Source organism: Qipengyuania soli (assembly GCF_015529805.1).
GTDB classification, from domain to species: domain Bacteria; phylum Pseudomonadota; class Alphaproteobacteria; order Sphingomonadales; family Sphingomonadaceae; genus Qipengyuania; species Qipengyuania soli.
Genome location: NZ_CP064654.1, coordinates 1896748 through 1910708 on the forward strand (window position 1 = coordinate 1896748; position 13961 = coordinate 1910708).

At 63.4% G+C, this 13961-nt stretch carries 9 protein-coding genes; 6 read left to right on the plus strand and 3 right to left on the minus strand.

Annotated elements, in window-relative coordinates; all coding sequences use genetic code 11:
* Positions 1 to 12: 12 nt before the first annotated feature.
* Genes IRL76_RS09515 through IRL76_RS09525 form a run of 3 tightly spaced genes read right to left on the minus strand, consistent with a single transcriptional unit; the run spans position 13 to position 3184 of the window.
* Positions 13 to 1116: an NAD(P)H-dependent flavin oxidoreductase gene (locus IRL76_RS09515; RefSeq protein ID WP_281388105.1), complete on the minus strand. Its 1104-nt coding sequence runs from the start codon at positions 1114 to 1116 to the stop codon at positions 13 to 15.
* A complete protein-coding gene (locus IRL76_RS09520; protein WP_200981125.1) occupies positions 1046 to 1636 on the minus strand; it encodes a flavin reductase family protein in 591 nt (196 codons plus the stop codon). The genes IRL76_RS09515 and IRL76_RS09520 overlap by 71 nt, the downstream gene beginning before the upstream one ends.
* Before the next feature lie 39 nt (positions 1637 to 1675).
* Positions 1676 to 3184: a tryptophan halogenase family protein gene (locus IRL76_RS09525; protein ID WP_200981126.1), complete on the minus strand. Its 1509-nt coding sequence runs from the start codon at positions 3182 to 3184 to the stop codon at positions 1676 to 1678.
* 156 nt (positions 3185 to 3340) lie between these two features.
* Here IRL76_RS09525 and IRL76_RS09530 point away from each other — a divergent pair, with 156 nt between their 5' ends.
* From IRL76_RS09530 to IRL76_RS09555, 6 genes are all read left to right on the plus strand, one after another.
* The gene (locus tag IRL76_RS09530; RefSeq protein WP_200981127.1) at positions 3341 to 6679 is read left to right on the plus strand and encodes a TonB-dependent receptor; all 3339 of its coding nucleotides are present in this window, start codon (positions 3341 to 3343) and stop codon (positions 6677 to 6679) included.
* A gap of 194 nt (positions 6680 to 6873) precedes the next feature.
* Complete coding sequence (locus IRL76_RS09535) at positions 6874 to 7926, plus strand: LacI family DNA-binding transcriptional regulator (RefSeq protein WP_200981128.1); 1053 nt, start codon at positions 6874 to 6876, stop codon at positions 7924 to 7926.
* Between the two features lie 131 nt (positions 7927 to 8057).
* Complete coding sequence (locus IRL76_RS09540; protein WP_200981129.1) at positions 8058 to 10508, plus strand: glycoside hydrolase family 3 protein; 2451 nt, start codon at positions 8058 to 8060, stop codon at positions 10506 to 10508.
* A gap of 24 nt (positions 10509 to 10532) precedes the next feature.
* The gene (locus IRL76_RS09545) at positions 10533 to 11825 is read left to right on the plus strand and encodes a sugar MFS transporter (protein WP_200981130.1); all 1293 of its coding nucleotides are present in this window, start codon (positions 10533 to 10535) and stop codon (positions 11823 to 11825) included.
* A gap of 82 nt (positions 11826 to 11907) precedes the next feature.
* Positions 11908 to 12642 (plus strand): 3'(2'),5'-bisphosphate nucleotidase CysQ, encoded by a 735-nt coding sequence (locus tag IRL76_RS09550; RefSeq protein ID WP_281388106.1) that lies wholly within the window; start codon positions 11908 to 11910, stop codon positions 12640 to 12642.
* A gap of 91 nt (positions 12643 to 12733) precedes the next feature.
* The gene (locus IRL76_RS09555) at positions 12734 to 13945 is read left to right on the plus strand and encodes an acyl-CoA dehydrogenase family protein (protein WP_200981132.1); all 1212 of its coding nucleotides are present in this window, start codon (positions 12734 to 12736) and stop codon (positions 13943 to 13945) included.
* Positions 13946 to 13961 lie beyond the last annotated feature (16 nt).

The window sequence follows — 13961 nt, forward strand, 5'->3', positions numbered from 1 at the left end:
TCAGGTCAGTCCTCAGTTCAGGAGACCGGTGAGGCGACCGCGGATGATTTCCTCGGCTTCGCTCATGATCCGGTCGATCAGTTCCTTGCAGGTGGGAATGTCATGGATGAGGCCGGCAACCATCCCGCAGGACCAGGCGCCTGCGTCCATGTCGCCTTCCATCATGATGCGGGGATAGACGCCCGCGACCTCCTCGATGATATCCTCGAACTTGAGGTTGGGGCCGAGGGCTCGTTCCTTCTCGAGCAGGCGTTCGACCGCGGCATTGGTCATGACGCGCTCGGTATTGCGCAGCGGGCGCATGACGAGGCGGGTGTCGAGCTCGGAAGCGGCGACGATCGCCTTCTTCACGTTCTCGTGCACCGGCGCTTCCTTGGTGGCGATGAAGCGTGTGCCCATGTTCATACCGTCCGCACCCATGGCGAGGCTGGCGACGAGGCTGCGGGCATCGGCCATGCCGCCACTGGCGACGAAGGGAATTTCGAGCTCATCCGCTGCGCGGGGCAGCAGGATCATGTTCGGGATGTCGTCCTCGCCCGGATGGCCGCCACATTCGAATCCGTCCACGCTGACGGCATCGCAGCCGATCGACTGCGCCTTCAGCGAGTGGCGGACGCTGGTGCACTTGTGGATCACCTTGACCCCTGCATCCTTGAAATAGGGCAGCACCTGCGCCGGGTTGTTGCCCGCCGTCTCGACCGCCTTGACCCCGCTTTCGATGATCACGCGAACGAGGCCCGGATAGTCGGGCGCATTGACCGTCGGCAGGAAGGTCAGGTTCACGCCGAAGGGCTTGTCGGTCATGTCCTTGCAACGCGCGATCTCGTTCGCGAGCTTTTCGGGCGTGCCCTGCGTAAGGCCGGTGATGATGCCGAGGCCGCCGGCATTGGACACTGCCGCCGCCATTTCCGCAAAGCCGACGAAATGCATGCCGCCCTGGATGATGGGATGCTCGATGCCGAACAGTTCGGTGATGCGGGTCTTCATGGCAGCCTCTCTCCCTTGGTTGCGTTTCGCAACGGGTATCGAGAGGCTTGAAGAGAGTCTAGCGCTTCGCGACCTGTTCGAGCGCGGCGAGCAGCTCGGCGCCGCTCGCCGTAAGGGAAAGCCTGCCATCGATCCGTTCGGCAAGGCCTTCGCGTTCCAGATCTTCGCCGGTTGGCGCTCGCATAACGCGGCCATAGCGTCCGCCATGGTAGATCAGCGGTTCGGCGTCCCGGCGGTCGAAATCGACCACCTCGCCAAGAAATATGGCGTGGTCCCCGCCCTCGTATTCGAAGCGCGCGCGGCAGCCAAAGCGCGCGGCATAGCCCTCAATCAGCGGAGCCCCCTCTGCACCATCGGCAACGTCGAGACCTTCGAACTTGTCGGCGCCCGCCCGCGCGAAACGGTCGGACATCGCCTGCTGGTCTGCAGCCAGCACATGGACTGCCCAGCTCTCGGCATCTCGGAAGACCGGCAGGGTCCCGGACTTGAGCGACAAGCTCCACAGAACCATCGGCGGATCGAGGCTGACCGAATTGAAGCTGTTGGCCGTAAGTCCGAACGGTTTTCCTTCCGCATCGCGCGCGGTCACGATCGTCACGCCGGTGACGAAACTGCCTAGGGCATCGCGAAAGGAGGTGGCATCGAACACTGCCGCCTCGCTAGGTGAGCAGGACTACTGCGGCAAGGGTCAAGCAGCGGCTGGCGCGGGGCAATAGCGCGAAACGTATTGCCCGTGGCCCGGCATCCGATCGACCAGCCAGCGGATGGACTTTTCCATCTCGTCCATTTCCTTGGCAACGCCGTTGGCGACACCTTCCGCCATCGGACTGTTGCCGCCCATGGAAATGCCCTGCCCCATCATCACCGCCGCCCAGCTGGTGGTGGTGAACAGCTCGTCCTCTTCGCGGAAGATCTGCCCGTTCGACTTGAAGACCTCGATCTTCTCGGTGAGCGTATCGGGTACAGCCATGGTGCGGCAGTAGTTCCAGAACTCGGAGTCGTCGCGCCTCGTCGCCTTGTAGTGGAGGATCAGGAAGTCGCGGATCCTCTCGTATTCCTTGGTGGCGAGGCGGTTGTAGGTGCTCCTCTGCGCCTCCGTTATGCCTTCAAGCGAAAGGATCGCGATCAGCTTGTTCACCCCGGTGTTGATGAGGTGGATGGAAGTCGATTCCAGCGGCTCCATGAAACCCGAGGCAAGGCCGAGCGCAACCACGTTCCGGTTCCAGAACTTCTTCCGCCGTCCCGTCACGAAGCGGAGGAAATTGGGGTCGGCCGTCGGCTTTCCGGCCAGGTTCCGGACCAGTATGTCGTGCGCCTCGTCGGCCTCCATGTACTGGCTGCAATAGACGTGGCCGTTGCCGTTACGATGCTGCAGCGGAACCTGCCACTGCCAGCCGGCCGAGTGCGCAGTTGCCTTGGTGAAGGGCGGCGGCGGTGATCCATCGTCGCGATTGCAGGGCAGCGCCACTGCGCGGTCGCACGGCAGGTAATGCGTCCAGTCCTCGTAACCCGTCTCGAGGGCCTGTTCGATAAGGACGCCGCGAAAGCCGGTGCAGTCGATGAAGAGATCGCCCTCGACCGTTTCTCCGCTGTGGAGCGTGAGGCCGGTGACGTCGCCGCTCTCGGGATCGAGCGCGACATCCTGCACCTTGCCTTCCTTACGCACCACACCGCGCATCTCGGCATATTTGCGCAGGAAGCGCGCATAGGCGGTGGCGTCGATGTGGTAGGCGTAATTCATTGGTGGCAGGTCGTCGCGATTGTAGTCCTCGGTCCGCGAGAACTTGCCGAAATAGGCCGCCATGGTTTCGAGATTGAAGGCCTGCAGCGGTCGCCTATCGCCGCGCTGGCGCATCGTGTGCCAGACCTGGTGGAAGTTGATGCCGCCCAGTTCGTATCCGTAATTGCCGAAAGGGTGGAGATAGCTCTCGCCGACCTGGCCCCAATTTGAAAACTGGATTCCCAGTTTGAAGGTCGCCTGGGTGGCCGCCATCATCTCCCGTTCGTCGATCTCGAGCGCGCGCTGGAATTCGACGAAAGGCGGAATAGTCGCCTCGCCGACGCCGACCGTCCCGATTTCTTCCGATTCGACGAGCTTGATATCGACATTGCGCCCGTCCCGGATCCGCGACAAAGCTGCGGCCGCCATCCATCCGGCAGTCCCTCCGCCGAGTATGACAATACGTTCAATAGTCATGCATCTCTCCATGGCACCAATCGCCATATGTTGCCAGTCGGCAACGGTCGTTGTGAACGTTCATATTCGGTCTTGTGAACGCTCACAACCCTCGGTATGTAACAATCAAGGCACAGGATTCGTCCTGATGTTGCGTCTTGGGACCAGGGAGGAAACATGTCTCGGAAAGCTCTTGGAGTTGCCGCGCGCTCGCGCCGCATCGCCGCACTCACCACTGCATCGGGCCTCGCGCTCGTCGCGGCCCAGCCCGCGTTTGCCCAACAGGCGGACGATACGGACGAGGAAACCACGACCGAGGCGCCGGCTGATGGCAATGTGATCGTCGTCAGCGGCTATCGCCAGTCGCTGCTGACAGCGCAGAGCATCAAGGAAAAGGCAGATACGGTCGTCGACGTCATCACGGCAGAAGACATCGGCGCTCTTCCCGACCGCTCGGTCGCCGAGACGCTGCAGCGCGTTCCGGGCGTCAACATCGGTCGCTTCGAGAAGACGTCCGACCCGACGCGTTTCTCGGTCGAAGGCACGGGCGTGATCATCCGCGGCCTTCCCTACACCCGTTCCGAACTCAACGGTCGCGACATTTTCTCCGCAAACGGCGGCCGCGTCCTGAGCTTCGAAGACGTCTCGCCCGAACTGGTCGGCCGCGTCGAGGTCTACAAGAACAGCACGGCGGATATGATCGAAGGTCATATCGCGGGCATGGTGAACCTCGTCACCCGCAAGCCGCTAGACAACCCCGGCTTCCATGTCGCCGGCTCGGTCGAAGCCAACTATGGCGACCTGCGCGAAAAGTGGTCGCCGACCTTCAACATCCTCGGTTCGGACACGTTCGAGACCGGCGCCGGTACCTTCGGCCTCCAGTTCAGCTACTCGAACTCGAAGCTCAAGAGCCGCACCGACGCTACGCAGGTGATCGATTCCTGCTATCGCCCGGCCGACCTCAGCGGCGGTTGCTATCGCGTCTATCCGATCAACTCGGGCGGCTTCAACGACGAGCCCAACTTCACGCCGGACGAGTTCCCGCCGGCAAACTCGGTTCTGGTCCCGCAGTACGCGGGCGTCCGCTCGACCACGCTCGACCGCGATCGCGAGGCATTCTCGGGCGTCGCCCAGTTCGAAACGCTGGACGGCGGTCTGAAGATGACCCTCGAATACCTGCGTTCGAAGACGAGCTTTTTCACCGAAGAATTCGCTCTGATCGGCCGCATCGACGACGGCGTGTCCACCAACAATCCGCGTCCCGGTACCGAGTACCAGTTCGACAGCAACGGCCACTTCCAGAGCGGCATCCTGACCCAGAACGTCGGCAACGCCTATGCAACGCCGTTCGGTCTCGGCGGCATCCCGATGGATTCGCTGCGCTTCCTGCGTGACACCGATTCGGTCACCCAGGACATCTCGCTCGACACGGAAATGGAATTCACCGACCGCTTCCGCGGCAAGGTCGAGATGCAGTACGTCAACTCGAAGCTCAACCGCGACTCCGTCTTCGGCGCGATGAGCACCTGGGCCGACATCGGCATCGACCTGACCGGCGATACGCCGGAGGTCCAGTTCCTCGCTCCGGTCGGCGCGCCCGCTGACTACTTCTCGAGCGGGTACTACACCTACTACTGGTTCGGCCTCGACAGCCGCGAGAAGAACAATGGCGAATTGTTCAGCCTCGCGGGCGATTTCGAATACGACGTCAGCGACGACGGCTTCTTCCGCAAGGCGACCTTCGGTGCCCGCTGGGCGGCCCGCGACCGCGTCAACCGCAACACCAACTTCAGCACCTGGGGCAACCTTTCAGCTCCTTGGGCCGGTCGCGGTGGATGCTTGCCCTGGGGTGAAGGCCCGGGCTGCTTCTCGGGCCCCGGTCCCTATGTGCCCGACTGGTCGGGCTTCACTCCGGGCCGCTTCTACACCGGTCTGCCTGGCCAGGAATTCGCCATCGCCGGCGGCGCGTTCACCGACGAGTTCCCGAACTATTCGCAGCTGCGTTCGCCGTTCGGCGACAACTTCCAGCGCGGCCAGGCGGCGACCCCGATCCAGGATGGTGCAGCATACTTCTACGGCGGCGACGACTTCCTGCAGGATTACCTCGATGGCGTGACAGACCAGGAGTGGGAGCAGATCACCAACTTCGCCCTGTCGCCCGAGCGTTTCAACCTGGGTGTCAATGGCCGGTCTCGCACGCTGCTCGACGGCACGACCGTCCAGTGCGATCCGTTCTGCCCGGCCGAAATCTCCGACGTGACCGAAATCACTTCGGCGGCCTATGCCCGTCTCGACTACGGTCTCGACATGGACAACGGCTGGTCGATCGCGGGTAACATCGGCCTGCGTTATGTCCGGACCAAGGTCGGCAACAACTCGCTGCTCGCCTTCCCCGACCCCGGCCAGTTCGACTCGATCGCGAACGGCGGCAACGGCGACGGCGTCGTGCAGGTATCGGAAATCGATGCCCTGTGTGCATCGCCGCTCCCGCCGGGACAGCAGCGCCTGTATTGCGGCCTCACCGGGGCACGTCAGGCGGAGTTCGCTTCGCTGCACACGGGCGAACTGATCCGCGACACCCGCGACATCAAGTTCGACCACTGGCTCCCGGCCTTCAACATCCGTCTCGACACCGGCAAGGGCCTGGTGCTCCGCGGCGCCGTGTCGAAGGGGATCTCGCGTCCGGACCTGAACCTCTTCAACGCCGGTGGCGTGCTGGGCTTCAGTGGTCGCGTGGATAGCGGCCCGCTGCTTTCCGTCTCGACCGGTAACCGCGGCCTGCGACCGATCGAGTCGTGGAACTACGATGTGAGCGCGGAATGGTATTTCTCCGCCGTCGGCTCGCTTACCGCAGCCTTCTTCGTCAAGGACATCACCGGGATCATCCAGACGGGTACCGGCCTGGTGAACTACACCTCGCCGAGCGGTCTGTCGCAGGACGTGATCATCTCGGGTCCGGCGAACGACCTGTCGGGCACGCTTAAGGGTGTCGAGCTGGCCTACCAGCAGACCTACGACTTCCTGCCGGGCCTGCTAAGCGGTCTGGGCGCACAGTTGTCGTATACCTATGTCGATGCTTCGGACTTCATCACTCCGAACATCTCCAGCATCGGTTCGCCTTCGGTGAACTCGAGCGGTGGCCCGCTGAACGGCGGTGCCTTCGTGGGAGAAACGCCGAACTCGGGTACTTCGAAGCACACCGTCAACGCGACTGTGTTCTATGAAAAGGGTCCGATCTCGGCTCGCGCCGCCTACAACTGGCGCAGTGCCTTCCTAGTGACGCCGCGCGACGACCTCTTCCCGTTCTCGCCGACTTTCCAGGAAGCCGGCGGCCAGCTGGATGCCTCGCTGTTCTATAGCGTCAACGAGAACATCAAGCTCGGCGTCCAGGGCGTGAACCTGCTCGACGAGGTGACCAAGCTGTCGACCCTGGTCGATTACAATGGCACCAGGGTGCTCAGCGCGGCGTTCCGCAACGACCGTCGCTATACCTTCATCGCACGCTTCTCCTTCTAAAGAGAACTGCGAGAAGGATCGGAAAAATGCGGGCCCCGTCATCTTGGCGGGGCCCGCTTTTCATTGGAACGACTGGCCTCGACAGTTCCGGTCCTTGGTGGTGCCGCGTTGATTTCGCTTTGCCCCTTGGCCAAGATGTGTATCTCGCAACTGCGAAATAAGGGCCGACACTCGGCTAGGGGGGTTTGATTTCGATGGCACGGCGTCGCCAGGCGGTCACCATCAAGCACGTAGCAGCCGATGCAGGCGTGTCCCTGCAGACGGTAAGCCGCGTCATCAACAACGAACCCAACGTCCGCCCCGAGATGAAGGAGCGGGTGCAGGCCAGCATCGACAAGCTTGGCTATGTCCCGTCGATCGCCGCCCAACGGATGAGCGGGTCGCGATCATACCTAATCCTCGCCATCAATGACCGCGAGCGCACCATCGCCGACTGGCAATCTCGTCAGGGAACCGACTGGGTCGACCAGATGCTGCTGGGCGGAATGCTGACCTGTGCCGAGCGCGGCTATCGCATGTTGGTGGAGTTGATCGACACCCATTCCGACCATGTCGAACGCGAGCTCGGCGCAGCCATCGCAGCGCTTCAACCAGACGGGGTGATCGTTACTCCGCCCCACTCGGAGAACCCGCTCATCACCGGCTTGCTCGCGAAGAAGCACATCCCCTTCGCGCGGATCGGCTCGAAGGAACCGGGACACGGAATAGCCCTGACCATGGGTGACGAACACCTGGCAAAACTCGCGACCGAGCACCTCGCCGGTCTCGGTCACAGGCGTATCGGGTTCATCGCTGGATCCGAGGAATACAGCCTCGCGGATTGGCGTATCGACGGTTGGCGCGAAGCGATGGAGAATGCCGGACTGGAACACGAAGGACTCTGCCAGCGGGGCGACTTCGGGTTCGAGAGCGGGGTTCGCGCGGCCCGTGCACTCCTGGACCTGCCCGATCCGCCGACAGCCATTATCGCCAGCAGCGACCAGATGACCTTGGCGGCGCTCGAGGTTGCCAAGGAACGCGGCTTGACCGTTCCCGACGACCTATCGCTGATCAGCTTCGACAACACGCCGCTTGTCCGCTTCACCAGCCCGCCCCTGACCGCACTCGACCAGCCCATCGCGGCCACCGCTGCACGCGCAGTGGAGCTGTTGATCGACGAAGGTCGGGACTATGTTTCGGACACTCCGGTCGTCATCGAAGGCGACCTTGTCATCCGCGGATCGACTGCTGCGCCGAAACGCAGGTAGATCCCGGCGGTCTTCCGTCCCAAATCGCTGAGCAATCAGGCAATCTCGCCGCTTGACCTCGGCGCTTTCGCATGTCACCTCTCTTTGAGAACGTTCCCAACGATGAATCGGGAACGCGGAGGGGAAGTGTGATGAAGGTTTGGCTGTTGGCATCTGCGGCAGGTCTGGCAGTGGCCGGATGCAGTCCGGGTCCGACCACCATTGCGAGTGCCCCTCCCCCTGCGGAAAACCACACTCCGGTCGCCTATGCGGCCAATTGGCCAGAGGCGCACAGTCCCGCCGCGATTACAGACGCAGCTACCGAAGCGGCCATCGACGCGTTGATCGCGAAGATGACGCTGGCACAGAAGGTCGGACAGGTCATCCAGGCCGACATCTCCGCGATTCAGCCGGACGATTTGCGGAAATACCCGCTTGGTTCGATACTCGCGGGCGGCAACAGCGGCCCGAACGGCAATGATCGGGCTTCGGCTGCGGAATGGGACGCGCTGGTCCGCGCCTTTCGCAAGGTTTCGATGGAGCCGCGTACGGACGGCGTGGCGATCCCGATCCTGTTCGGCGTCGACGCAGTCCATGGTCACAACAATATTCCCGGCGCGACGGTCTTCCCCCACAATGTCGGCCTTGGTGCCACGCACGATCCCGAACTGATCGGCCGCATCGGTGCGGTAACCGCTGCCGAAATCGCCGGTTCTGGCATCGAATGGACATTCGCTCCCACCCTCGCCGTGCCGCAGGACGGGCGCTGGGGGCGTGCCTATGAGGGCTACAGCTCGGATCCGGCCATCGTCGCAGCATACAGTGCGGAGATGGTCCGCAACCTCCAGGGACCGCTGGTCGCGGGCAAGCCGCTGGCTGACGACAAGGTTGCCGCGACAGCCAAGCACTTCCTCGCCGACGGGGGGACCGAAAAGGGCCAGGACCAGGGCGATGCGCGGATTTCCGAGGCCGAACTCGTCCGCATCCACAATGCCGGCTATCCGCCGGCGATCGATGCCGGCACGTTGACGGTCATGGCCAGCTTCTCGAGCTGGAACGGTGCCAAGCACCACGGCAACAAGTCCCTGCTGACCGACGCGCTCAAGGGCCGGATGGGGTTTGAGGGCCTCGTCGTGGGTGACTGGAACGCGCACGGCCAGGTACCGGGCTGCGAGCCGACCGACTGCCCGCAGGCGCTCGAAGCCGGTCTCGATCTCTACATGGCGCCCGACAGCTGGAAGGGCCTGTATGAGAACACGCTCAAGCGCGCCGAGGCGGGCGAGATCCCGAAGGATCGGCTCGAGGACGCCATCCGCCGCATCCTGCGCGTCAAGTTCAAGCTCGGCCTGATGGACGGCCAGCCCGACACCCGTGGCAACCTGTCGGTCATCGGTTCGCCTGCGCACCTCGCCGTTGCCCGTGAAGCAGTGGCAAAATCGCTGGTCCTGCTGAAGAACGAAGGTTCTGCGCTTCCGGTCAAGCCAGGCGCCAAGGTACTGGTTACCGGCCCTGGTGCCGATGACATGGCCATGCAGTCGGGTGGCTGGACCATCGGATGGCAGGGCACCGACGTCACCAAGGCGGATTTCCCTAACGGACAAACCATCTGGGAAGGCCTTTCGCAGGCGGTCAGGGACGTTGGCGGACAAGCTGCGCTGTCGAAGGACGGGAGCTTTTCGCAAAAGCCGGACGTCGCCATCGTCGTCTTCGGCGAGACTCCCTATGCCGAATTTCAGGGCGATCGCCCGCATCTCGACTTCACCGGCGAAGGCCTCGCCACGATCGAGGCGCTGAAGGCCAAGGGTATTCCGGTGGTCTCGGTCTTTCTCTCCGGGCGCCCCCTGTTCGTCGGCCCGGAGATGGACGCTTCAGACGCTTTCGTCGCCGCATGGCTGCCCGGATCGCAGGCCGGTAGCGGCATCGCCGAGGTGCTCGTCGCAGGGTCGAACGGCCGCACCAAGCGCGATTTCACCGGCACGCTGTCCTTTGCCTGGCCCGCCGGATGCGAGCCCGGCGCAGAAACACTTTTCCCGCTCGGCTTCGGCGGCTCCTACACCGCCAAGCCCACCGTCCCCGCGCTTGCCACCACATGCTCTCTCTCCGGTGGTTCTCGCGGGGACGGTTTCGCTGTCTACGACCGCGGGTTGCAGTCGGGCATCTGGGCATTCACGGGCGATACGGGCCTCGTGAACCTTGTCGGGTCGGGACCGGGTTTCAAGGCGACAGCCTTCGACATCGCGGCCCAGGAAGACGCCCGCCGCCTGACCTGGACGGCTCCGGCATCGCTGCAACTGCGTTGGGATGCACAGGAATTGCCCCAGACCGCCGCACTCAAGATGCGCGTATCGGTCGCGAAGGCACCTGCTGCCGCAATTACGCTGAAGGCGCTGGGCGACAAAGCCAAGGGCCCGCTCGACCTCACCCCGACGATGAAGCTGGTCGAGGGCAAGGGTATGCGCGATATCGAAATTCCGCTGGCCTGCATCGCCGACGGCGCGGTAACCGGGGTCGAAATCGCCAGCGCAGGCGCATTCGTATTCGAACTGGAAACGATCGCCGTCGTGCCGCAGGCTGCGCAAATGGACTGCACCGGACCGTTCTAATGCCGGGCTTGGGAGGATAATAACATGGCAATTGCACCCGGTGTCGCAACCAGCACCGATTCCAACCCGGTCGAGGACGAGGGCACGCAGATCAACGCGCCCGGCCTCAACTATTTCGTCTTCGCGCTGTTTTTCATCTTCGGCGGCATCACCTCGCTCAACGACGTGATCCTGCCCAAGTTGAAGGAGCTCTTCACGCTCAACTACACGCAGGCGATGCTCATCCAGTTCTGCTTCTTCACCGCCTATCTGGTGATTGGCATTCCAGGCGCACAGCTGGTCAAGCGGATCGGCTACATGCGCGGTGCCGTGGTCGGCTTGCTGACCATGATGGCGGGCTGCCTGCTGTTCATTCCGGCAAGCCAGACCGCTACCTACGGTCTGTTCCTGTTCGCGCTCTTTGTGCTCGCGAGCGGTGTTGTCGTGGTACAGGTCGTCACCAACCCGCTGATCAGCCTGCTCGGACCGCAGAAGACGGTGCACAGCCGCCTGACCTTCGCGCAGGCGTTCAACAGCCTCGGCACAACCATCTTCCCGCGCGTCGGCTCGACCCTGATCCTCGGCGGACTCGCTGGCGTGACTGCGGCCGAGCTCTCGGGCGCCGAGCTCGATGCCTATCGCACCGCTGAAAGCCAGGCGATCGTCAACACCTACATCGGCCTCGCCATTGCGCTCGCGGTGATCGCTGCAGTGGTCTGGAGCTTCCGCAATCGCCTGCAGGGCGAAAAGCATGAGCAGAGCTCGCTCTCCGGCGGCTTCGCCCTGCTGAAGCGTCCGCGCTTCGGTTACGGCGCACTTTGCATCTTCCTCTACGTCGGTGCGGAAGTCGCCATTGGCTCGCTCATCGTGAACTACCTCATGCAGGAAGGGGTGATGGGCCTCGAAGAGCAAGCCGCGGGCAAGATGATCGCCTACTACTGGGGCGGCGCACTCGTCGGGCGCCTCATCGGTTCGGGCCTGCTGCGAGTCTTCAGCCCCGGCCTGATCCTTGCGACGGTGGCGGCTGGCGCAATCACGCTCCTCGCCATTTCGACCAACACCACCGGCGCGACTTCGGGCTACAGCCTGTTGGCGATCGGCCTGATGAACTCGATCATGTTCCCGACCATCTTCTCGCTCGCCTGCGAGAAGCTGGGAACCAAGGCTGCCGACGGTTCGGGCATCATCAACATCGCCATCTTCGGTGGTGCAGTGATTCCGCTGTTCACCGGCATGCTGGCCGATGCCAGCGGCAGCCTGGCCACGGCCATGATCCTGCCGGCCATCTGCTATGCCATCATCGCAGGTTTCGGTATCTTCGCCCGCAATCCCGCTTAATTCCAGGCTGGCGAAAATTCGGGGGTTCGCAAGGCGGCTTCGGCCTGCCATGCGGACCCCCGATGCTTTTGCGGGACTCACGATGACCGACGCCGAACTCGCTGCGCAACTGGCAGAGGTGGCAGGCCGCATCCTCATCGAGGTGCGTGCCAGCGGGATGTTCCACGGCAAGGCGCTGGGCCGGGCAGGCGACCAGACGGCCAACGAGTTCCTCTGCCATGCCCTGCGCGAACAGCGCCCCGAGGACGGTCTGCTCTCGGAAGAGAGCAAGGACACCGAGGAGCGCCTGTCGTGCAGTCGCGTGTGGATTGTCGATCCGGTCGACGGCACGAGGGAGTATGGTGAGGAACGGACCGACTGGGCGGTCCATGTCGCGCTCTGCGTCGATGGCAAGCCCGAGGTCGGTGCCGTCGCACTGCCGGGCCTCGATTGCGTCCTGCGCAGCGACGTATCAGGCAAACTGCCCCCGGCTGCCGAACACCCGCGAATGGTAGTCAGCCGCACACGTCCAGCCAAGGAAGCGCTCGCGGTCGCAGAGGCAATCGGAGGCCAGATCGTCGAGATGGGCTCGGCCGGGGCCAAGGCGATGGCGGTCGTCCGGGGTGAGGCCGAGATCTACCTCCACACCGGTGGCCAGTACGAATGGGACAGCGCTGCGCCGGTTGCCGTCGCCCTCGCCCACGGTCTCCACGCCAGCCGCGTCGATGGCAGCCCGCTGGTCTACAACCAGGCCGACACCTACATGCCGGACCTGCTCATCTGCCGTCCGGAATGGGCCGAGCGAGTCCTTGCCGAGGTGGCCAAACTGGACGCTTGAGGACGCTTCCGAAGCGGCCCTTCCCTAGCGTATTTCAGTCCCTCCAAAAATTGCGGTATGGGAGTCGCCGCAAAGAGGAGAGACCTGAGCCATGGCCACCCAGCTCGAAGCCGAAACCCGGAGCGACAATGATGCATTCCGCGAGGAAGTGCGCCAGTTCATCGCCGACAATTTCCCCGCCGAACTGAAGGGCAAGGCGAACGCGCTTGCCGGTGTCGACGGCCCCACCGACGAAAATGCCGCCCAGAAGGCGTGGCGCGAAGCGATGGGTGCCAAGGGCTGGGGCACGCCCACCTGGCCCAAGGAATATGGCGGTGGCGGCCTCGACAAGAAGCAGGCGCGTATCATCGACGAGGAGCTCGCGCGTGCGGGTGCCTACAACCCCATCGGCGGCATGGGCGTGATGATGTTCGGCCCGACCCTGCTCGAATACGGCAACGAGGCGCAGAAGCGCGAGCATATCCCGCCGATCTGTCGTGGCGAGATACGCTGGTGCCAAGGCTACTCTGAGCCCAATGCCGGGTCCGACCTCGCAAACCTGCAGACCTTCGCCGAGGACAAGGGCGATCACTATCTCGTCAACGGCCAGAAAACCTGGACCAGCGGCGGCCAGTGGGCGGACAAGTGCTTCGCGATCGTCCGCACCGACAAGAGCGACAAGCACCACGGCATCAGCTTCATGCTGATCGACATGGACTCGCCGGGCGTGGAAGTCCGTCCGATCCAGATGATCAGCGGCATGAGCCCGTTCTGCGAGACCTTCTTCACCGACGTGAAGGTGCCGAAGGAGAACCTCGTCGGCGAGGAAGGACAGGGCTGGACCATCGGCAAGCGCCTGCTCCAGCACGAACGAACGAATATCTCTGGCGGCGGCCGCCTTGCCGGAATGATGGGTGCGAGCCTTGGCGATATCGCCAAGAAGTATTGCGCCACCGACGGCGACGGCGAACTCGAGGACAAGGTGTTGCGCGACAAGATCGCCGACTTCGAAATCCGCTGGAACAGCTTCCTGCTCACCGCGCGCCGCGCGATGGAAGAAAGCAAGGCCGCCGGCGGCGTGTCCGAGATCAGCTCGGTGCTGAAGAAGATCGGCACCAAGATGAGCCAGGAACGCAGCGAACTGCTGATCGACATCCGCGGCCTTCAGGGCCTTGGATGGGAAGGCGATGGCTTCTCGACCGGCGAGCTCGAAACGGTCCGCGCCTGGCTCTTCGGCAAGGCAACGACGATCTACGGCGGCTCGACCGAAATCCAGAACAACATCATCGCCAAGCGCGTGCTCGGCATGCTCGACCACCAGTAAAAGAGGGAAGCACGGA